Raw genomic sequence first — 20,558 nt, 5'->3', positions numbered from 1 at the left:
ATATGATATCATTTAATTTTATATGAAAAAAGTATTTGAGTAATTTTGATCATAACAATTTTAAACGATAAAGGATGATAATAGATTGAGTAATCATAGTAAAACACCTGCATGTATATATACGTATGCATTTCGCGAAGAGGAGCGTGCTTTATGTTACTTGGAAATGCGCTCGTTCTTTGGGATGGAGTCTCACGTTAATATTTTAAAAAGTGAAGTCAAGATTGCTCCGAGTAGAAGTCCGTTTATTAAAGAGCGCGTCGAGGTTATGTATGAAGGGGACGACTTAGAAAGCATTTTAGAACAAGTGGAACAAATTGATTTAGCGGGAGCGACATTCAAAGTTATCTTCGTTAAAATCAATGATCTTGGTAAAGAAAATAAAATTGAATATGGAGAAAGACGCCTTATTGAACGAGACCTCGGTATGCATATTGAAGGAGAAGCGGATGTTCGTAATCCAGAGCGTGTATTCGGGATTGTTCCTCTTGGAGGACGCTGGTACTTCGGACACTATGTAGAAAGTGATCCGGTTTGGTATCATCACATAAAAAAACCGCATAGCTATTCGACATCACTGAGCACACGTGTTGCTAGAGCTGTCGCAAATATCGCTGTACCAAACCCAGATGGAGTACGAGCAATTGACCCGTGCTGCGGTATTGGAACAGTAGTAGTAGAAGCACTTTCTATGGGAATTAACATCGTTGGTAGAGATATAAATCCACTTGTGGTGCTCGGAACGAGAAAAAACATCGCACATTTCGGGTTTGAAGGAACAGTAACAAAAGGTCCAATCGAGGAAATTACTGAGAACTACGACGTTGCAATTATCGATATGCCGTATGACTTATTTACGCATGCAACACCAGAAGACCAGTTCTCCATTCTTTCAAGTGCGCGCCGCATCGCTAAAAAGGTAGTCGTTGTCACGATGGAAACAATGGACGACATGATCCATGAAGCAGGATTTGAAATTACAGATCGCTGTATTACAAGAAAAGGATCATTTTCTAGACAGATTCTTGTTTGTGAATAAGAAAGAAAGGTCACCCGTTTATTAAATTAATAAATTACAGGATAGTTAGTCCATTATGAGGCTGATTATCCTTTTTTATTTAACAACAAATATAAAAACTCCATTTTGAATAAAGATTGATCAAAATGGAGCTACCCTTTTTAGCTAAGTATGAGATTTTTATAAAAAAGTTTGATTATTTTACTGAGCCTTAATGAATAACATTTCAAGAATACCAATAAAAAGCATAATCAGTCATAACTGAAGAATCACCCAACTGATGTAACATAGCTGAAATATTCCCTCTATGATAGGTTCCATGATTCACAACGTGTAAGACCATTTCAGATATACTTGTTTCTCTTAATCCTGCCCATGGATTATCCAACATTATTCTCTTTTCCATATCTTCCTGTCTGTTCAAAAAGGTTTTAAACCGGGATGTTAAAGTGTGAAATTCCGTTTCTAAGTCTTCAATGGGCAGTTTCTCAATCTTTTCTTGAATTTGAAATGAAGATTGCATTGCTTCATTCATACTCTGACCCTCAAGGGTATGAAGCCATCCATATTCCACCAAATAGAGATGAGATAAAACCTTTGAAACAGAAGAAAAGACACTTTTCATTTCCTTTTGATATTTCTCAGGAGAAAGTGTCTTAAGATGATCAATAATCCGTTGATTTGCCCATACATGATAGTTATATAGATTTTCTACATGATTTGCCATACAATCGCCTCCTTACCATCACGTTTTTTAATGTTCTTTATCAGAATGAATTATTCCTTTAAATATCATTACTTATTTGATGAGATCTTCAACTAAATGGCCCAATTGTTGAACAAAGGTCAAAGCAATCTTCAACTAACCTGCCCCGTTAGTTGAATTACATTTCTTCACAATGTTTATCGTTAGATTAACATAAATATCCAACAAGAAAACATCAAACCTCTAAGAAATCTATAGAGGTTTGATGTTTTTAATCAATCTTTTTTACAAAGCTACACTTGTGACAAAAAAGCTTATTTTTTCATTTTGTGGTGATTCTGAATTCTTAAGTTGATGGGCATGCCTGTGTAGGTGACCTTTTTTTGGTTTGTATCAATGTGTGGTTAGTTGGTAGTTTAGATGGGAGATTTGACGGGATTTGTTGAATAGACGATATATCTCGAGAGTTGTTTTATTAGTAAATTACTCTTCTTTCGTCTTCTCTTGTTGTGCAATTAGTAAATTGCGTAATACGTGTCCGCGGTAACTTTCTAGTTTTCGTCCTTCATGATAGCGAACACCTAATTTTTTAAGCTCAGCTACGTACCAGCCCTTTGTTCCGTAATACATGAGACCACTTCCTTTTTTCTTTTGAACAGTATATGTGCCTGGGCGAGAGAATTTTCTTTTTTTATTCATGAAATTTGCAGAATTTATTATTGAATATTCAGTTTATTTTTAATATGATTAACTTATTATCGGATGACAGTGATTAGCCTCGCTGTAAGCCCGGATTTATGTTTGAAAATGAAGAGAGTAACTTCTTTCCACTTGAGCTTCTTTAGCAGAAGTACGAGCTATAAGGATAAGGGTAGTAAAATTCAATGCAAATGTGTACATTGTTTTTCTGGCTCTTAACATAGTAACGGAGGATGAAATATGCGTAAAGGAACTTTTTTTATGGCAGGACATTCGAGACTTCCGAAAGGGATGGCTGTTCGCAGTATGTATGAAACATTAACGATTACAATTGAGGCAGATCATAAATATCACGTCATTATTGAAGCGTCATGTACGCTTGCGACAGAGCACGGTAGAGACTTCGTTTCTCAAATTTTGAGAGGACATAGTTTGCAAGATGGTATTGAAGAAATCGTTCAAGATATTATGGACCATTATCAAGGAAAAGCGCAAAATGCGATCGTCAGTGCGGTAAAAGATTTACATCGCCAATATGTAAGTTATTTAAATGATGAACAGCCCAGAGGAGAGTACGAGGAAACGACACCATAAAAACTGTCTAGTTTACAACCATAAACGAGAGCCAGTTGTATTTCTTTTTAAAGAGATACGACTGGCTTTTTATATTGAGGAGGCAAGAACTATGAAAAAGTTAAGTGAAGTTCAAGTTGTAAAACAAGAGACGAAAAAAAGAGGGTGCGCAGAAAGTAAGGGGATTTGTAACATGTGTAAAGTATGTCGAGAAAATAATAAAAAACGAATTGACAGTTAGAATATTTTGAATTATTATTTAATTAATAAGATCCATACGAGAAATTAGCCTTCTCTATATCCGATCTTGCTTTCCTGTTTTACAAATATTTTCATACAAACTGTCTATTATTATTGTACTTTAAGAGATTAAAGAACATTCGTAATTATGAGCCAGTTGTACGTTTCTACGATTTTATGTCGTGGTATGCGTATAACTGGCTTTTTCGTTGTTAGGACAGTAAGACCGAATCTCAGCATAAGAAGATAAGGATAACTGTCTGTAAAAAGCGTCAATACGTTCTTCATATTTAAATTAGGGAGGAATTGAAATGTCGATTATTACAGAACAAAATGCGAAGATGAAATTTGCAAAGAAATATGAGGGGTATGAAATTGCTCCTCATCCAGAGCATAATCGTTTATATCATATTACGCTAAACGAGCAATTGCTTAAGCAGTTTTTTGAAGAGGTAAAAGAGCATTCAGAGCAGTCACTGCAATACATTCCTTATTCTCGGTTTAATCTTGCGGATGGAATGAGAAAGATTTTTGGGCAATCATTTATGGATAACATTCGCGGCATTATTCATGACCGTGAAACGGGCGGATTTACAATTGGGGTACAAGGTGAAACGGCAGATCCAGCAGACTACGTGAAATTTGCAACAGCATTAACACATTTAATCGGGGAGCCAAACTTTGATGCAATGACAGGAACGTATTATGCTAGATTTAATGTGAAAGATACGGATAGTAGTGATTCATATCTTCGTCAAGCGTACCGATTGTTTACTCTTCATACGGACGGTACATTCGTTGATGAGCCGACAGATTGGCTTCTTATGATGAAAATTGAAGAGCAAAATGCAGTAGGCGGAGAATCTCGTTTACTACATTTAGACGATTGGGAAGACCTTCAGAAATTTAGAGAGCATTCACTCGCATCTTTTAAGGTTACGTATAAAGCACCACCAAGTAAAAATGCGCAAGAAATCGTCTATCGTGAAACATTTTTTGACGTAAATAACGCACCATGTATTTGCTTTATTGATCAGTTCGCTTATCCAGATAATATTGAACAAGCAAACTATTTGAAAGACTTATCATATTCAGTTGAAAACTCACCAGCAACACATGCATTGAAATTACCAATTGGTGACTTAGTTCTTTTAAACAACTTATTTTGGATGCACGGAAGAGCTGCATTTGAGAAAAATAAAGATTTATATAGAGAACTAATGCGTCAGCGCGGTTGTTTTTCTAAATAAGTTTGTACGGCGGGTCTTAAAAAAGGCCTGCCTTTCATCATATTAAGGGGGAAGTAGGATGTATGACTTTATAATTATTGGCGGAGGAATTGTTGGGCTTTCAACGGGAATGGCTTTAACGAAAAAATTCCCTCGTGCGAAAATCGCGATCATTGAAAAAGAAAAGGAACTTGCACATCATCAAACTGGGCATAATAGCGGAGTAATTCACTCTGGAATTTATTATAAACCAGGGAGTTATAAAGCGAAGTTTGCCAAAGAAGGAAACGCAGCTATGGTTCAATTTTGTAAAGAAAATGACATCGTTTATGACATGTGCGGAAAAGTAATTGTCGCTACAGAAAAGGACGAACTTCCTCTTTTACATAACTTATATGAGAGAGGCTTACAAAACGAGTTACATATTGAAAAAATAGATAAGGAAGAATTAGCTGAAATTGAACCGCATGTAAAAGGACTTGGCGCAATCCGTGTTCCTTCTTGCGGGATTGCTGATTATAAAGGCGTAAGCTATGCATTTGCTCGCTTAATTCAGGAAAGCGGGGGAGAAGTACATTTAGGAACAGCGGCGGAGCGTATTACTGAGAAGAAAGACGCTGTAACAATTGAGACAAATCAAGGTGTATTTAAAACGAAATTTCTCATTAACTGCGCCGGCTTACATAGTGATCGCATTGCGAAAAAGACAGGCATATTAACGGATATGAAAATTGTTCCGTTTCGTGGTGAATATTATGAACTTGTCCCAGAAAGACGCTATCTCGTAAAACATTTAATCTATCCAGTTCCAAATCCAGAATTCCCGTTTTTAGGTGTTCATTTCACAAGAATGATAAACGGCGACGTACATGCAGGACCAAACGCAGTATTAAGCTTTAAGCGAGAAGGCTATACGAAAACAGACTTCGATATAAAAGACTTCATGGAAACAATGACATACACAGGCTTTTGGAAAATGGCGATGCCAAATATGAAAGAAGGCATAAAAGAAATGGTGCGCTCATTCAGTAAACAATCATTCCTAAAAAGCTTACAGCGCTTAATACCAGAGCTAACAGACAAAGATATCGTCCCAACCCATGCAGGTGTAAGAGCACAAGCCATTTTATCAAACGGAAATATGGTTGATGACTTTTGTATTATCCCTGGCATCAATTCTCTGCACATTTGTAATGCGCCATCTCCAGCTGCAACGGCTAGTATAAAGATTGGTGAGGAGATTGCTAAGCAAGTGCCGGATGTGGTGGCGGTTAGGGTTTGATGGGTCCCTCGAGTGATTTGAGTCATAAATCCGCCTCACTTTGAACGATAATATTACCGTAAATCATGAATTTGAAGAACCCCTTCTCATAAAGTAAACCTTTAATCAGTGGTGGTTTTTCTTCAGCATTAGGGCTACGAAATTGAAAACTATTTAAAGAAAATACGACATCACTTCTATTTCTAGTTTATTAAAATAGGATTTATAATAAGAATTTCTAAAAATATAAAGGAGGGATATGCTTTGTTTCCAGGTACTTTATATGAAACACATGTTAAAACAAAAAATTTAGAAGTGGCAAAAGAGTTTTATACTAAACTTGGATTATTTCATGCTCACACTATTGAAGAACGCCGCGTAGCATTCTTTTGGTTTGATAAAGAAAATAAGAAGGAACAAATGCTGGGCATTTGGGAGGTATCGGAAGAAGCATTCCATACAAGTCACTTTGCATTCAAGGTTAACTATGAAGAAATCATTCATGCAAGAGAATGGCTTCTTAATAAAGGAATAAACCCAAGGGCTGCTTTCGGTCTTGAACCTTCCGAGCCTATGGTTCAAACGTGGACACCGACTGCAAACCTTTATTTTTACGATCCTGACGGCAATTCTTTAGAATTTCTATGTTTACTTCCTGAAAAGAAAAACGTAAAACAAGATGTCATGTATTTGAGTGAGTGGGAAAGCTTGGAGAGTGAAGAATAAATTCGATTTTTAACTCAAATCCCGCAAATCTATGGCTTAAATCACCCCCTGAGTTTTCGGGGGATTTTTTTGTTTTGGGGCCAATAATCACCTACTGTATAAAAAAGTAGACAGTAGTGTGTATTTTTCAAAAAATGTATACAGATTTATCCCGCATTAACTGCCCGTAAAAGCCCGATTGGTGTGGGCTAATAATCAGTGGGGGATGAAGCCCCCACTGATTAAAGTTTCACTTTATACTCTATGCGTTGGCATGATACTTGCAATAAAAAGAGTATCAACATATAGGGGAGAGATAGAAATGAAGGTTAGTAAAGTGTACACGACAATTGATGCACACGTAGCTGGGGAACCGCTTCGAATTATTACGGGCGGAGTGCCAGAAATAAAAGGAGAAACGCAGCTAGAAAGACGCGCATATTGCATGGAACATTTGGATCATCTTCGCGAGGTTCTTATGTATGAACCGAGAGGACATCACGGCATGTACGGTTGTCTCATTACTCCGCCTGCAAGTGCTCATGCTGATTTTGGTGTATTATTTATGCACAATGAAGGCTGGAGTACGATGTGTGGTCACGGAATTATCGCTGTTATTACAGTAGGAATTGAAACTGGTATGTTTGAAGTGATAGGGGAAAAACAAAAATTCATTATTGATAGCCCTGCCGGGGAAGTTATTGCGTACGCAAAATTTAACGGGAGCGAAGTAGAGTCCGTATCGTTTGAAAACGTTCCTTCGTTCGTATATAAGAAAGACGTTCCTATCAAAATAGATGACTATGAATTTCAAATAGATATCGCATTTGGCGGAGCGTTCTACGCTGTTGTAGATAGTAAAGAATTTGGTTTGAAAGTTGATTTCAAAGATTTAGCTGCGATTCAAACGTGGGGAGGTAAAATTAAGCACTACATTGAGAGTCAAATGGAAGTAAAACATCCACTTGAAGAAGATTTAAAAGGAATATACGGCGTTATTTTCTCAGATGAACCGAAAGGGAAAGACGCTAGCTTACGAAATGTAACGATTTTCGCTGATGGGCAAGTAGACCGTTCTCCTTGCGGTACAGGAACTTCCGCAAGAATCGCAACTCTTTTTGAAAAAGATGCCTTACAAAAGGGAGAAACGTTCATTCACGAATGCATTACTGACGGCCAATTTGAGGGAGAAGTATTATCCGTAACCGCAGTAGATACATATGAAGCTGTCATTCCGAAAGTAACGGGGAATGCATTTATTACAGGGTTTCATCAGTTCGTTGTAGACCCGAGAGATGATTTGAATCGGGGATTTTTGTTAAGCTAAAAGGAGGAGGTGGAAAGATATGCTAGTCATAAGCGCAAACGAACAAAGAAACTTAGTAAATATGAACGAAGTCATTGAATGCGCGGCGCTTGCTTTAAAAGAATTTTCAGCAGAAAGAACGATCACACCAATTCGCGGCTCATTACCATTTGCGAACGAGAAAAATACGGCATTAATTATGCCTTCAGTAGCGGAAGGACTTGAGGCACTTGGCTTAAAAGTAGTAACAGTAGTCCCCGAGAACAAAAAGATAGGAAAGAAAACGATAAACGGGATTGTGATGCTATCAGACTTTCAAACGGGAGAACCGCTCGCACTTTTAGAAGGATCATACTTAACGATGATTCGAACAGGCGCCTTATCAGGAGTAGCGACAAAACAATTAGCTCGTCATAATGCAAAAAACTTGTGCATTATCGGAACAGGTGAACAAGCGAAAGGAATTGCAGAAGCTGTATTCGCGGTTAGAGATATCGAAAAAGTAATTTTATACAATCGAACAGAAGAAAAAGCATATGCATTCTTGCAATATATACAAGAGAGATTCAATAAACCTGCATATGTTCACACAAATGCAAATGAAGCAATAAGCGAAGCAGACATCATCGTCACAACAACGAACGCATCCACACCAGTCTTCTCAGAAAAACTACAAAAAGGCGTCCACATAAACGCCGTCGGTTCATTTAGACCGAGCATGCAAGAACTACCATCTCACGCCATCGCGGGCGCTGACAAAGTAGTAGTCGAATCAAAAGAAGCAGCACTAGAAGAAACGGGTGACCTTCAAGTCCCGATAAAAGAAGGATTATTTGAAGCGAGCGACATCCACGCCGAACTTGGTCAAATTATAAGCGGAGAAAAAGCTGGTAGAGAGAATGATGAAGAGATTACTATTTTCAAATCGGTTGGTTTGGCGGTAGTGGATATAATTGTTGCGAAGTATTTGTATGAGAAAGCGGTGGAGAATGGGGTAGGGAATAGGATTGAGTTTTGAGGGACTGCCTTTTGGTGGTCTTTTTAATTTTGGAATAAGTTGCTCTATTTGGTGCTTCATATATTTTTGTAGATGAAAGTGTATGGAGATTGTGGTGTTTTTTGTTTATAATGCGCTTTTGCATCTCAAATGCAATGCAAAATCTAGGGATTAAATGACGTTCACAAGCAGTTGTTGAACCCCTTCGCAAGGGAGAGCTTGAATGATAAGAAAGCAGCCGAGTTTTATACAAAGAGTCGGCTATTTTTCTGTTTATTTAATACTCTAAAGATACACATCTTAAAGAATATAAGATATTTATGTTCAAAACGCCTTGGTAATTGATTAGAGAAATGAGTTTGGGAAATAGGTTAATTTTAGTTAGAGAAGAAGAACTTAGAAAAACATCTAATCATATTATTAATATGAATAAAATTTCTAGTATATATCAGTATTTGATTCTATTGGAGTTGTCTTCGTTTGTCCCTTATTTTCTAATTGGAGAATAAGGGACAAAGTTTTATGAAGGAGTAAATTTAGACACCAAGTATGCAGCTTTTTTACCATTCTCGCCATTCTTCTGTTATGTCTTCTTCGGATTCTAAGCCAGCTATTCGTGCTCCTGTATCGATAAATTCATAGAGATCTTCTCTTTCCATTGTTTCGATAAAATGGTCATGTTCGATATTTAATTCATTTATTTTAATAACTACCTCTTTAACAACTTGCATTACTTCGACTTCGGTTGGATTCTCACCTAATTGCTCTAAATTGTTAATGTAAGTGTCGAGAACTTTATTTGTTGCACTTATATTTTCTTCAGTGAAAAATTCCCCATCTTCATCATACTCAACCCATGAGGTTGTTGGTTTGTTTTTTTTCAATTCATCAAATGTCATGATAACCTCCTAAAAGTGTTTTTTATCTTTAATCTCATTCTACATTTTCAATTCTATATAACAACCATTTTGGAGTGATTTCCTGTAGGCTATTAGTTTTTAACTCATTTTGTGAGTCTACCTTTTCGTGGTCTTTTTATTTTACCCTCCGCATAAATATATTTTATCCCGCATTAACGGGCAGTAAGACTTCCACCTCAAAATTCGGCGAATGCGGAGGAGTTAGGTGGGAGATCAACTGCCCGTAAAAGCCCGATTGGTGAAGGCTAATAATCAGTGGGGGATGGACAAAACCCCCACTGATTAAAGTTTTACTTTATCGCAAGAATTCATTGATAGATTTCAAACTTTCCACATATACGAAAAAGTTTGACAATACATACGGGTAGTGGTAATTTAAAACCTATAAGAAAACTCGGTATTAATTCCGAGTTTTCTTATAGGTATAAATAGTCGAGAGGGGTCGAAATATGAAAAAGAAGTTGTTTGCATTACCATTTGTCCTACTATTACTTATTGCATTAGCGGCTTGCTCAGGGGAGAAAGATTCTTCGAAGCAAGCAGGAACTAGTACGTCAGGGACTCCGAAAGATGGAGGAACGTTAACAGTTGGTGTTAGTGATAATCCAGATACGATGAACCCGCTTTATGCGAATGATCGTGTATCGTTAACCGTGCAGCAAGCTTTATATGCACCGCTGTATCATATGGAAGACGGTAAGAAAAAGTTTGTTCTTGCTGAGAGCTTTACGCCTTCAGAGGATCAATTAACATGGACTTTAAAACTAAAAGATAATTTGAAATGGCATGATGGTAAGAAAATTACATCAGATGATATTGCATTTACATTCCAATCTATTTTAGATGAGAAACAAAATAGTTCAAGCCGTGAAAACTTTATTTTTAAAGGAAAGCCGCTTGAGGTGAAAAAAGTGGATGAGCTAACGACTCAATTCGTATTACCACAAGTAAGTGCATCTTTCGAAGGGGTTATGAACGATTTCTTCCCAATTCCGAAACATGTATTTGAAGGTGAAGCGGATTTAGTGAAGAGTAAGAAAAACTTACAGCCTGTAGGATCGGGTCCATTTAAGTTTAAAGAGTATAAATCAGATGAGTACGTTGCATTAGATCGATTCGATGATTATGTCGGTGGTAAAGCTAAATTAGACTCTATCGTATATCGCGTTGTAAAAGACCGTAATACAGCAAATGTTTCACTACAAAATGGTCAAATTAACATGAAGATGATTGAGCCACAAGACTTTAAGAAATTAGATAGCACTGGGAACTTCTCAATGGTGACATTCCCTGAAGGTAGATTATTCTACTTATCTTATAACCAAAATACAGATCTTATGAAGAAAAAAGAAGTGCGCCAAGCAATTGCGCATGCGTTAGATAAGAAAGAAATGATTAACTCAGCATTCGTTTCTAGTCAATTCGCAGAACCAGCAAATTCAATCTTAACGCCAGACGCTATGTATTATGCAAAAGACATTAAAGATTATAAGTATGATAAAAAAGAAGCGAAAGATTTATTAGCGAAAGCTGGCGTGAAAGATAAAGAAAAAGTACGCGTTATGTATGTAACGAATAATAAAATTATGGAAAGCTTAGCGCTTTATACACAACAAAAATTACAAGAAGTTGGCTTAGAAGTTGAACTGAATGCATTAGATGCTAGTGCAGCAAGTGAAAAAAGCTTAGATAAAGAAAATAAAGAATATGATATTACATTCGGTGGTTACATAATGGGACCTGAGCCAGATTCATATAAGAGCTTATTCTTAAGTAATGCTGAATACAATTACGCACGTTATAAAAACGCTGATTTCGATAAGTTATGGGAAGAAGCTGCAGTTGAAACAGATAAAACGAAACGCGCAGAACTATACCATAAAATTCAAGAGACAGCTAGAGAAGACTTACCTTATCTACCAATCGCATATCCGAAAGCAGTTATTGCAGTAGATAAAAAGTTTGATGGATTAAAAGAAGCAAAAGCAATTCCTGTCACAATGTTTGAAGATCTATCGAAAATCTATGAAGTGAAATAAGAAACAGTAAAGAAGCTGGTGGAAATCAGCTTCTTTATCCCGCTTTAATGGGCAGTAAGACTCCCGCCTCAAAACTCGGCGAATATGAGAAAGTGAGGCGGGAGCTCTGTTGATTAAAGTTTCACTTTATCTTGAGGGGGGAAGTTTGTGTATAAAGTAATTGCAAAGAGGCTTTTAAATGCAATTCCGCTTTTATTTGTTATTTCTATTATTTCTTTTCTATTAATAAAACTAGCGCCGGGCGATCCCGTTCGAAACTTTGTAACGCCGAATATGAGTCCGATTGATGTCGAGCGTATTCGCAAAAGTTTAGGGCTAGATCAACCGATTTACGTGCAATATTTTTTATGGTTAAAAAATATTTTAACAGGGAATTTTGGATACTCACTTCAAAACCATCGTCCTGTTTTAGAACTTATTACAGAAAGATTACCCGCAACAATCGGGTTAATGGGATCATCTTTACTCGTTTCATTTGTAATCGCAATACCACTTGGACTATTTACAGGGGTGAAAAAGAATTCTATCTTTGATCGCATCGTGAACTTTATCTCCTATGTGGGAATCTCAATGCCAGTCTTTTGGTTCGCGTTACTATTAATCTACTTATTCTCTCTAAAGTTGAACTTGCTTCCGAGTATGGGTATGCGCACAGTCGGTCAAGATTCCTTCTGGGATATTGTCCAGCACGGCATTTTACCTTGCATGGTGCTAGCGTTCCAAAACATCTCTGTTTATATGAGATATATTCGTTCCAGCACAATTCAGCAATTAGAAGAAGATTACGTACAAATTCAATATGCGTACGGTGCTTCAAAGAAAACAGTTTTATTTAATCACGTACTTCGAAACGTATTAATACCGATCATTACAATTTTCGGATTATCCATTCCAAGTTTAGTAGGCGGAGCGTTCATTACGGAAACAGTATTCTCATGGCCGGGACTTGGTTCACTTGGGGTGAATGCTATTTTTAGATTTGATTATCCAATTATTATGGCAATCACATTATTATCATCGTTCATGTTAATTCTCGGTAATTTAATTGCTGATATTTTATATGGCGTAGTAGATCCGCGCATTCGAATGAGGGGGTGATTTGGAATGAATAATAGGAGATTTCAAACGATAAAAAGTAATTTTACGAAAAATAAGTTTGTACTAATGGGAGTTATTATACTTGCGGTTTTAACAATAGCGTCTCTTTTCGCATTCGTATCACCGTACGATCCTAGTAAAATGTCGATTCCAGATCGTTTACAAGAACCGAGTTTAAGTCATCCGTTCGGCACGGATGATTACGGAAGGGATTACTTAACGAGAGTGTTATATGGCGGAAGAGTTTCGCTTGCGGTTGGTTTTCTTGCGATGGTTGTTTCTATTACAATCGGCACCGCAGTCGGAACAATAAGTGGATACTTTGGCGGAAAGTTAGACAACTTCTTAATGCGAATTGTTGAAGTTCTTATGTCGATTCCATCATTCTTTTTAATGCTGTTATTAAATGCTTATTTAAAACCAGGAATTACAACGCTTGTTCTTATTATCGGATTACTAACGTGGATGGACACCGCGCGTATTGTAAGGGCAGAAACGTTATCTGTAAAAGAGCGTGAGTACGTTTTATATGCAAAAGTATCCGGACAAAAATCATTGATGATTATTATAAGACACATCATTCCTAACATTTTATCGACCATTATAATCGCAGCGACATTAACAATTGCGACATCGATTTTAATGGAATCATCACTTAGCTTCTTAGGATTAGGTATTAGAGAACCAGATTCTTCTTGGGGCAGCATGCTAAATAATGCGCAAGGGTATATAGGTGAAGCTTGGTATTTAACACTCTTCCCAGGGTTCCTTATTTTATTAACAGTACTAAGTTTTAACGTAATCGGTGAAGCGTTGAAAAAAGCTTTCGCACCAAAAGGGGCTCATCATGAGAACTAATGCTTTAAGTGAGGGGGAGTGAAAAGCGTGTCTGAAAAACTATTAGAAGTAAAAAACTTAAAGACTTCTTTTTTCATAGAAGACGGCGAAGTAGAAGCGGTTCGCGGCGTTTCATTTAGTCTGAAAAAGGGTGAAGTCGTTGGGATTGTTGGCGAATCGGGAAGCGGAAAGAGCGTTATGGCGAAATCCGTTATGGCTCTTGTCACGTCGCCAGGGAAAGTGAAAGAAGGAGAGATTCTTTTTCAAAATGAAAACGTGCTTTCTAAATCGGAGAAAGAATTACGCTCTATTAGAGGGAATCAAATTTCACTTATCTCCCAAGATCCAATGTCGGCATTAAATCCAGTTGTGAAAATTGGAAAGCAAATGACGGAAGTAATTATTCGGCATCAAAAAGTGAAAAAGAAAGAAGCACAAAATATCGCGGTCAATTTGCTAAAACAAGTTGGTCTTTCTTCACCGGAAGAAAGGGTAAAACAATATCCGCATGAACTAAGCGGCGGAATGAAGCAGCGGGTTATGATCGCAATGGCGATGTCTTGTAACCCAGACCTTCTCATTGCGGACGAACCGACGACAGCACTTGATGTAACGATACAAGCGCAAATACTAGACTTAATGAAAAACTTTAAAAATGAAACGAATATGTCGTTATTGCTCATCACGCATGATCTTGGAATTGTTGCGCAAAACTGTACACGCGTCATCGTTATGTACGGCGGACTTATTATGGAAGAAGGGCATGTACTTGATATTTTCCAATCGCCGAATCATCCATATACGAAAGGGCTATTAAACTCTCTGCCAAAAATATCGAACGGCGTAAAAGAAAGACTAGCGCCAATTCAAGGTGTAACGCCAAACTTACTACACCCGCCGAAAGGTTGCCCATTCGCAGAGCGTTGCCCACATAAAATGGACATTTGTGAAAAAGAACGTCCACCATATTTTGAAATCGGAAACGGAAGACGCTCTATGTGCTGGCTAAACGATGAAATAGTAGGTGATTCCCATGCATGAAGAAAACTTAATTGAAGTTCGGAACTTAAAAAAGTATTTTCCTATTAAAAAAGGACTATTCGGCAGAAAAACAGAGCAATTAAAAGCAGTCGATGACCTAAGCTTCACAGTTAAAAAGGGTGAAACATTTGGGCTAGTAGGAGAATCGGGCTGCGGAAAATCAACGACAGGAAGAAGCATCATTCGCTTACACGATGTCACTTCAGGTAACATTCTATTTGATGGAAAAGATATCGCAGATCTAAAAGAAAGTGAACTAAAAGAATATCGAAAACGAATGCAAATCATTTTCCAAGATCCATACGCATCATTAAACCCGACAATGAACGTATTCCAAATTATTAGCGAACCGATGAACATTCACGGCTCTTACAAAGAAGAAGAAAGAAAAGAAATCATTCTAGACCTGCTCAAAAAAGTAGGCCTAAAAGAAGAACACTTATATCGTTACCCGCACGAATTTAGCGGAGGCCAACGCCAGCGCATCAGCATCGCGCGCGCACTATCTGTAAAACCGGACTTCATCCTTTGTGACGAACCAATCTCAGCACTAGATGTCTCAGTCCAAGCACAAGTCGTAAACATGCTGCAAGACATTCAAGAAGAAACAGGCGTCACATACTTATTCATCGCACATGACCTATCCATGGTAAGGCACATATCAGATAGAATCGGAGTCATGTACTTAGGAAACATAGTAGAAATTGCCGATAGCGAAGACCTATACACAAAACCGGCACATCCATACACACAAGCACTACTCTCATCCATGCCAGAACCAGATCCAACAAACACAGGCAAAGAACGGATCATTCTAGAGGGCGAAGTACCAAGCCCACTCAACTCACCATCCGGCTGCAAATTCAGAACGAGATGTAAATTCGCCACTGAAAAATGCGCGCGGGAAGTACCGAAGATGGTTGAGATTGCGAAGGGGCATGAGGTGGCTTGTCATTTGTTTTAGAGGAGGAAGCATTGGGGGAACCTGGTGGTATTTCAGTTGGTAATATGATAGCTGGTTATGGCTTGTAGCGTTAAATAATTTATATAATAAACAATAAACATAAAAAAGAGCTAAGGTTCTCATACAGCCTTAGCTCTTTTTTATGTTTGTTAAACAATTGATCATCTATTTTTCTTTACATAATCTCCAGATACAGTCCATATCAACTATAGATTCTTGTCTTATGCTAAATGTAATCAAAAAGCAAGTAGATAAAGATAATGATTAAAACATTAACTCTAGATACTTTTTTGATGAATATTACAAATAAACAGGAGGTAATGAAAAATGATTAAAACATTATTAGCAGGAGCACTTTTAAGTACAGGATTGGTAGCGGGAGGTGCAGTAGGTGCAGATGATGCGAAAATGGACAATTTAAAGTCGAATGAAGATAGTTCAAATCAAGTAATTACACAAAGTGCAGATGGAACAACGTCTTTCTCACAAAACTTTGATTTGCCTAAAGATGCAGTGCCAGCAACTCCTAAAGGAGACGCAAAAACTGTTGAAAGAACAGAAGGTACAGGTTCTCAAGAAGGAAAAATGGTACCAACAAAAGAAGGTACAGATTCTCAGCCTGGATTTGAAATGGGAGCCCCTGAAAAACCAGAACATGCAAAAACTGTTGAAAGAACAGAAGGTACAGGTTCTCAAGAAGGAAAAATGGTACCAACAAAAGAAGGTACAGATTCTCAATCTGGATTTGAAATGGGAGCCCCTGAAAAATCAGAACATGCAAAAACTGTTGAAAGAACAGAGGGTACAGACTCTCAAGAAGGAAAAATGGTACCAACAAAAGAAGGAAATTAAATAATATATAGTTATAACGAAGAGCATCCAAAAAGTGGTGCTCTTTTTATATTATAGGGATTAACTAGTTTTACTCAATATAGAACTGTAGGAGGAATTCAAACTAGAATATGGGTTACTGTCTCTTCAAATCATGGTGTTTGAAGCGCTAGTTTTGGTGGTAACGTTACAACATAAACATTTTATTAGAGATTTTTTAAATTTACATACACTCTAGATAAACTACATATCAACTTCAGATACTTGTTTTATGATACAAGTAGTCAAACAAAAGGAGGGCAATACAAAATGATTACAACAGTATCAACAGGGCACTCTTTTAAGTACAGGAGATTATTAACAGGTGGAGAAAATGTTGAAGATGTACAGACAGATAAACATATTCCATATGAACAAAATGAATTGCAGCAAACTCTAGAAAAGTATGATTCGAAGAAATTTGAGTTATAAAAAGAAAATAGATAAATATAGTAAAAATAGATAAATTGACAAGAGAAAAGCACTTTGTGTATATCACAGGTGCTTTTTATTTTCATTGTGATATAGGGCTTGAATTAAATTTTTACACTAAAATATATACGGCAAAAAAGGGGGGAGTTCATTGCACAAAGTTATTTATGGAATATTAATTTTAATTTATACTTTGTATTCATTTTTTGTAAGTGATGGAAGTGAAGTAAGGTTTATTATGGTGTTAACTATAGTACTTATCTTTTCTGTGGTTCTAGAAAAAGGAAATGCAAACAAAACGACTGATTAAAGGTCTTTTTGTTTGCATTTTTTAGTTGGCTATTAAAGTCCAGATGTTTTAGGGATAGCACCAAATCGCCATCAAGCTTAAAGAACGATTTATCCCCAAACAATAAAAATGATCCTTTTATTACAAGTTAGCACCAAATTTCGTTTTTGGGACACTATTAAATTTTTAGTTGATGAAAACACCCGCCTAAAATAGAAAACTTTTAACCTATTATCATTTATTCCGTAGCTTTTAAGGTATTTAACACGACTTTGGTTGCGTCTGCAATAAGTTTGTCATCGTATTTAGCATCTTCTTTATCATGATTAGAAAGTATAGCAAGAACAATCGGCTTTTTATTTGGTGGCCAAATAATTGCGATATCATTTCTTGTTCCGTAAGATCCCGCGCCTGTTTTATCAGCTACTTCCCATCCTTTTGGTACGCCCGCACGAATCAATTTATCTCCAGTTGTATTTCTCTTCATCCAATCTACTAATAGTTCACGTTTTTCTGTTGGAAGTGCATTTCCTAATGTAAATGATTGAAGTGTCTTAGCTATCGCTTCTGGTGTACTGGTATCATGTGTTTCTCCTGGATGCACTTCATTTAATTCAGGTTCAAATCGTTCTGAAGTAGTAACAGTATCTCCCATTTCTCTCAAGATTTTTTCAAATTCAGAGGGCCCTCCTAACTGTTTAAGAATCAAATTATGTGCTGTGCTGTCACTATATCGAACAGAAGCATCTGCAAGTTCTTTTAACGTCATTCCTGTATCAACATGCTTTTCAGTAATTGGATTATAATTAGAAAGATCTTCATGAGTATACGTAATCCTTTGATCAAGAGCTTCTAATGAGTTCTTGCGTAAAAGAGCGCCCACAGCTAATGATTTAGATGTAGATGCAAATGCAAAACGATCATCTGAATGATAAGCAACAGTTTGATTCGTACCTGTGTCCAGTGCATAAATACCAAGCTTAGCATCATATTCTTTTTCAAGTTTAGCGAAAGATTGATTACCTGTATTTTCTTGCTTAATTTGAGTAGCTTGATTCGTTTGTTTAGGTGGTTCAGATTGAGTGTTACTATTGGAACAACCTATAAGTGATACACATGAAAGTAATACTACAGGCACAATCTTTTTGTAATGTAAAATGTTAAAGAACTTGTTTAAAACGAACATAAATTTTCAACCTCTTTCAAGAATATATGGATTTTGTCTAGGTATTCTAAATACCAATGCAATTAAAGATGGCATAGGGTAACAATACTACTGTAGCTAAAATTTCACAGGTTAAAGGACATCCAAAACGTTTATCCCGCTATTTGTGGGCAGTAAGACCCCCACCTCAAAATTCAGCGGAAGCAAAGAAGTTAGGTGGGGGTCGGGCTGCCCGTAAAATCCCGATTGGTGAGGGCTGATAATCAGCGGGAGATGAACAAAACCCCCACTGATTAAAGTTTCACTTTATATGATTGATAAGTCACGGTTTGGGCTGTTTCTTTTTTGTTTCCACTTGTAATGGTTCACCTGTGAAAGTATTACAATACATACTTTTTACTTTTGGGAATAATAAGTCCTTTCTTTTTTTTGTAATACATAAAAATAGATGTCAAACGGGATATGTTGTATCCAATCTGGACAACTAGTATTAGAAATACACTTATTAGACACTCTAAGGGATAAATTTGTTCCACTTTAAGATGAGGAAGAATTTGGGGTTTGTAAAATAACAATGGAACTACGCGTTTTTTCGTCATACAAAAACCTCTACATATAAGTAGAGGTTTTTAAATTGTATATTAATGAATTATGCTTTTTTAGATAAAGCAAATCGAATTCAGGTAAACGAAGAACATAGAATACATAATTTTAACTAGATTTATTATTAGCTAGTTTATCTCCACCATTAAGCTCCGCCTCAATCTGCGAAGTCTTCGATGACTCATCCATACGCCAATACGTAATAAAGCTTATCGCGATACATCCAGCTACATAGAAGTAGAATAGTGATTCCATCCCAATACTCTTTAGCCATAATGCGATGAACTCAGCTGTTCCGCCGAATATCGCAACAGTTAGTGCATAGGGTAAACCTACGCCAAGTGCACGAATTTCAGTTGGGAAGAGTTCGGCTTTTACAATTGCGTTAATGGAAGTGTAACCAGTAACGATAATGAGACCGACCATCATGAGTAAGAATGCTACCATTGGGTCTGTCGTTTTTTCCATAAAGAAGAAGATTGGTGCTGTTAGTAACGTTCCGAGAATACCGAAAGCCATTAATAGTGGGCGGCGTCCAATTTTATCGGATAATAGCCCTGCAATTGGTTGAAGTACAACGAATATAAGTAGTGCGGCAAAGTTAATCCAGCTTACAACTTCTTTCGGGAGACCGACTGTGTTTACCATGAACTTTTGTAAGTATGTTGTGTACGTATAGAATGCGACAGTGCCTCCTAGTGTTAGGCCGACTACTGTTAATACTGCTTTCGGGTGTTTCATAAGAGCGCGAACGGTTCCTGCGCTTTCGCGGTTTTTCGATTCCATATTTGAGAACTGCTCTGATTCATCCATTGTACGTCGAAGCCATAATACAGCTACTGCTCCCATTGCTCCAATAATGAATGGAATACGCCATCCCCAAGCTTTCATATCTGGTTCGCTTAGTAATTGCTGAAGAACAATTTGAACGCCTAACGCAACCATCTGTCCAGCAACGAGCGTTACATATTGAAAACTTGAATAAAAACCACGGCGTCCACTACTAGCCATCTCAGATAAATATGTTGCGGAAGTTCCATACTCTCCGCCAAGTGATAACCCTTGCAGTAAACGAGCAAGAACTAAAATAATTGGCGCCATAATACCGATGCTTTCGTAACTAGGTGTACAGGCGATAATTAAAGAACCACCGGCCATAACTGTAATGGAAAGCGTTAATGCTGCCCGGCGTCCGTGCCGATCTGCATAGCGTCCCATTAATAAACTTCCGATAGGGCGCATTAAAAATCCGACTGCGAAAATAGCTGCTGTGTTCAGTAACTGACTCGTTGGATCTCCTTTAGGAAAGAACTCTGCTGAGAAGTAAACAGCGAAAGCAGAGTAAACGTACCAGTCGTACCATTCAATTAAATTGCCGACGGAACCTTTAAAGATATTGCCAGCGACTCGGTTAGATTTTGCTTGAGCCATAATAATTCCTCCTCTTGCTTATAAATAAAATGATAATTATGAAAGCGCGTTCAATATAGTTGAATTGTACTGTTCTCGAGTTGAAATCTCAATATTATGACAATTTTATTCTTTTTGTACTTTATGTACATGGAG

The 20,558-nt window shown here is 37.2% G+C and carries 21 protein-coding genes; 16 read left to right on the top strand and 5 right to left on the bottom strand.

Going from position 1 to position 20,558, the window contains the following annotated elements:
- Positions 1 to 85 precede the first annotated feature (85 nt).
- Entirely contained in the window at positions 86 to 1,039 is a 954-nt protein-coding gene (locus tag Q3V31_RS22485) for a TRM11 family SAM-dependent methyltransferase (protein ID WP_000064981.1), read from the top strand.
- A gap of 205 nt (positions 1,040 to 1,244) precedes the next feature.
- Here the strand turns inward: Q3V31_RS22485 and Q3V31_RS22480 are convergent, their stop codons facing one another.
- Both Q3V31_RS22480 and Q3V31_RS22475 read right to left on the bottom strand, forming a co-directional pair.
- Entirely contained in the window at positions 1,245 to 1,745 is a 501-nt protein-coding gene (locus tag Q3V31_RS22480; protein ID WP_001273686.1) for a DinB family protein, read from the bottom strand.
- A gap of 462 nt (positions 1,746 to 2,207) precedes the next feature.
- Positions 2,208 to 2,423: a YflJ family protein gene (locus tag Q3V31_RS22475; RefSeq protein ID WP_001036193.1), complete on the bottom strand. Its 216-nt coding sequence runs from the start codon at positions 2,421 to 2,423 to the stop codon at positions 2,208 to 2,210.
- Positions 2,424 to 2,663: 240 nt separating this feature from the next.
- On the opposite strand from Q3V31_RS22475, the gene Q3V31_RS22470 reads away from it, so the two are divergent.
- The 7 genes from Q3V31_RS22470 to Q3V31_RS22440 all read left to right on the top strand — a co-directional run bounded on the left by Q3V31_RS22470 (position 2,664) and on the right by Q3V31_RS22440 (position 8,755).
- Positions 2,664 to 3,017: a DUF3870 domain-containing protein gene (locus Q3V31_RS22470; RefSeq protein WP_071733567.1), complete on the top strand. Its 354-nt coding sequence runs from the start codon at positions 2,664 to 2,666 to the stop codon at positions 3,015 to 3,017.
- A gap of 91 nt (positions 3,018 to 3,108) precedes the next feature.
- Positions 3,109 to 3,237: a hypothetical protein gene (locus Q3V31_RS22465; protein ID WP_000736405.1), complete on the top strand. Its 129-nt coding sequence runs from the start codon at positions 3,109 to 3,111 to the stop codon at positions 3,235 to 3,237.
- A gap of 310 nt (positions 3,238 to 3,547) precedes the next feature.
- Positions 3,548 to 4,486 carry a glutarate dioxygenase GlaH gene (glaH, locus tag Q3V31_RS22460; protein WP_329767233.1) on the top strand — a complete coding sequence of 313 codons (939 nt, stop codon included), beginning with the start codon at positions 3,548 to 3,550 and terminating at the stop codon, positions 4,484 to 4,486.
- A gap of 58 nt (positions 4,487 to 4,544) precedes the next feature.
- Positions 4,545 to 5,747, top strand: coding sequence for an L-2-hydroxyglutarate oxidase (gene lhgO / locus Q3V31_RS22455; RefSeq protein ID WP_329767232.1), 1,203 nt, complete (start codon positions 4,545 to 4,547; stop codon positions 5,745 to 5,747).
- A 243-nt stretch (positions 5,748 to 5,990) separates the two neighbouring features.
- Complete coding sequence (locus Q3V31_RS22450; RefSeq protein WP_090814009.1) at positions 5,991 to 6,452, top strand: VOC family protein; 462 nt, start codon at positions 5,991 to 5,993, stop codon at positions 6,450 to 6,452.
- Between the two features lie 253 nt (positions 6,453 to 6,705).
- Positions 6,706 to 7,758: a proline racemase family protein gene (locus tag Q3V31_RS22445; protein ID WP_329767355.1), complete on the top strand. Its 1,053-nt coding sequence runs from the start codon at positions 6,706 to 6,708 to the stop codon at positions 7,756 to 7,758.
- Between the two features lie 19 nt (positions 7,759 to 7,777).
- Positions 7,778 to 8,755, top strand: a complete 978-nt coding sequence (locus tag Q3V31_RS22440) for an ornithine cyclodeaminase family protein (protein WP_329767231.1) — start codon at positions 7,778 to 7,780, stop codon at positions 8,753 to 8,755.
- A gap of 539 nt (positions 8,756 to 9,294) precedes the next feature.
- Here Q3V31_RS22440 and Q3V31_RS22435 read toward each other — a convergent pair.
- Complete coding sequence (locus Q3V31_RS22435; protein WP_000141773.1) at positions 9,295 to 9,633, bottom strand: hypothetical protein; 339 nt, start codon at positions 9,631 to 9,633, stop codon at positions 9,295 to 9,297.
- A 470-nt stretch (positions 9,634 to 10,103) separates the two neighbouring features.
- On the opposite strand from Q3V31_RS22435, the gene Q3V31_RS22430 reads away from it, so the two are divergent.
- The 8 genes from Q3V31_RS22430 to Q3V31_RS22395 all read left to right on the top strand — a co-directional run bounded on the left by Q3V31_RS22430 (position 10,104) and on the right by Q3V31_RS22395 (position 17,245).
- Positions 10,104 to 11,693 (top strand): ABC transporter substrate-binding protein, encoded by a 1,590-nt coding sequence (locus Q3V31_RS22430; protein ID WP_329767230.1) that lies wholly within the window; start codon positions 10,104 to 10,106, stop codon positions 11,691 to 11,693.
- A 147-nt stretch (positions 11,694 to 11,840) separates the two neighbouring features.
- Positions 11,841 to 12,791 carry an ABC transporter permease gene (locus Q3V31_RS22425; RefSeq protein ID WP_000278781.1) on the top strand — a complete coding sequence of 317 codons (951 nt, stop codon included), beginning with the start codon at positions 11,841 to 11,843 and terminating at the stop codon, positions 12,789 to 12,791.
- Between the two features lie 6 nt (positions 12,792 to 12,797).
- Positions 12,798 to 13,649 carry an ABC transporter permease gene (locus Q3V31_RS22420; protein ID WP_329767229.1) on the top strand — a complete coding sequence of 284 codons (852 nt, stop codon included), beginning with the start codon at positions 12,798 to 12,800 and terminating at the stop codon, positions 13,647 to 13,649.
- Positions 13,650 to 13,676: 27 nt separating this feature from the next.
- On the top strand, positions 13,677 to 14,669 hold the full coding sequence (locus tag Q3V31_RS22415) for an ABC transporter ATP-binding protein (RefSeq protein ID WP_329767228.1): 993 nt from the start codon (positions 13,677 to 13,679) through the stop codon (positions 14,667 to 14,669).
- Positions 14,662 to 15,633 (top strand): ABC transporter ATP-binding protein, encoded by a 972-nt coding sequence (locus Q3V31_RS22410; RefSeq protein ID WP_329767227.1) that lies wholly within the window; start codon positions 14,662 to 14,664, stop codon positions 15,631 to 15,633. The genes Q3V31_RS22415 and Q3V31_RS22410 overlap by 8 nt, the downstream gene beginning before the upstream one ends.
- 327 nt (positions 15,634 to 15,960) lie before the next feature.
- Complete coding sequence (locus tag Q3V31_RS22405; protein ID WP_098341317.1) at positions 15,961 to 16,485, top strand: hypothetical protein; 525 nt, start codon at positions 15,961 to 15,963, stop codon at positions 16,483 to 16,485.
- Between the two features lie 288 nt (positions 16,486 to 16,773).
- Entirely contained in the window at positions 16,774 to 16,935 is a 162-nt protein-coding gene (locus Q3V31_RS22400; RefSeq protein ID WP_000633654.1) for a hypothetical protein, read from the top strand.
- 151 nt (positions 16,936 to 17,086) lie between these two features.
- Entirely contained in the window at positions 17,087 to 17,245 is a 159-nt protein-coding gene (locus Q3V31_RS22395) for a hypothetical protein (protein WP_002087303.1), read from the top strand.
- A gap of 217 nt (positions 17,246 to 17,462) precedes the next feature.
- Here the strand turns inward: Q3V31_RS22395 and blaIII are convergent, their stop codons facing one another.
- Positions 17,463 to 18,410 carry a class A beta-lactamase BlaIII gene (gene blaIII, locus Q3V31_RS22390; protein WP_016128807.1) on the bottom strand — a complete coding sequence of 316 codons (948 nt, stop codon included), beginning with the start codon at positions 18,408 to 18,410 and terminating at the stop codon, positions 17,463 to 17,465.
- Positions 18,411 to 19,100: 690 nt separating this feature from the next.
- Positions 19,101 to 20,423: an MFS transporter gene (locus Q3V31_RS22385; RefSeq protein WP_088291272.1), complete on the bottom strand. Its 1,323-nt coding sequence runs from the start codon at positions 20,421 to 20,423 to the stop codon at positions 19,101 to 19,103.
- Between the last annotated feature and the right edge of the window lie 135 nt (positions 20,424 to 20,558).

It is taken from the genome of Bacillus nitratireducens (genome assembly GCF_036320425.1).
In the GTDB taxonomy this organism is placed as follows: Bacteria; Bacillota; Bacilli; order Bacillales; family Bacillaceae_G; genus Bacillus_A; species Bacillus_A nitratireducens.
Note: the sequence above shows the minus strand (reverse complement) of the source record. Positions and strands in the feature narration are given on the sequence as shown.

What these genes read in the sequence shown, in the direction of transcription:
- Q3V31_RS22440 (WP_329767231.1), top strand. Translation starts at nt 7,778, where the DNA reads ATGCTAGTCATAAGCGCAAACGAACAAAGAAACTTAGTAAATATGAAC.
- Q3V31_RS22430 (WP_329767230.1), top strand. Translation starts at nt 10,104, where the DNA reads ATGAAAAAGAAGTTGTTTGCATTACCATTTGTCCTACTATTACTTATT.
- Q3V31_RS22475 (WP_001036193.1), bottom strand. Translation starts at nt 2,423, where the DNA reads ATGAATAAAAAAAGAAAATTCTCTCGCCCAGGCACATATACTGTTCAA.
- Q3V31_RS22400 (WP_000633654.1), top strand. Translation starts at nt 16,774, where the DNA reads ATGATTACAACAGTATCAACAGGGCACTCTTTTAAGTACAGGAGATTA.
- glaH (WP_329767233.1), top strand. Translation starts at nt 3,548, where the DNA reads ATGTCGATTATTACAGAACAAAATGCGAAGATGAAATTTGCAAAGAAA.
- Q3V31_RS22420 (WP_329767229.1), top strand. Translation starts at nt 12,798, where the DNA reads ATGAATAATAGGAGATTTCAAACGATAAAAAGTAATTTTACGAAAAAT.
- Q3V31_RS22445 (WP_329767355.1), top strand. Translation starts at nt 6,706, where the DNA reads ATGATACTTGCAATAAAAAGAGTATCAACATATAGGGGAGAGATAGAA.
- lhgO (WP_329767232.1), top strand. Translation starts at nt 4,545, where the DNA reads ATGTATGACTTTATAATTATTGGCGGAGGAATTGTTGGGCTTTCAACG.
- blaIII (WP_016128807.1), bottom strand. Translation starts at nt 18,410, where the DNA reads ATGTTCGTTTTAAACAAGTTCTTTAACATTTTACATTACAAAAAGATT.
- Q3V31_RS22470 (WP_071733567.1), top strand. Translation starts at nt 2,664, where the DNA reads ATGCGTAAAGGAACTTTTTTTATGGCAGGACATTCGAGACTTCCGAAA.
- Q3V31_RS22385 (WP_088291272.1), bottom strand. Translation starts at nt 20,423, where the DNA reads ATGGCTCAAGCAAAATCTAACCGAGTCGCTGGCAATATCTTTAAAGGT.
- Q3V31_RS22410 (WP_329767227.1), top strand. Translation starts at nt 14,662, where the DNA reads ATGCATGAAGAAAACTTAATTGAAGTTCGGAACTTAAAAAAGTATTTT.
- Q3V31_RS22465 (WP_000736405.1), top strand. Translation starts at nt 3,109, where the DNA reads ATGAAAAAGTTAAGTGAAGTTCAAGTTGTAAAACAAGAGACGAAAAAA.
- Q3V31_RS22405 (WP_098341317.1), top strand. Translation starts at nt 15,961, where the DNA reads ATGATTAAAACATTATTAGCAGGAGCACTTTTAAGTACAGGATTGGTA.
- Q3V31_RS22435 (WP_000141773.1), bottom strand. Translation starts at nt 9,633, where the DNA reads ATGACATTTGATGAATTGAAAAAAAACAAACCAACAACCTCATGGGTT.
- Q3V31_RS22480 (WP_001273686.1), bottom strand. Translation starts at nt 1,745, where the DNA reads ATGGCAAATCATGTAGAAAATCTATATAACTATCATGTATGGGCAAAT.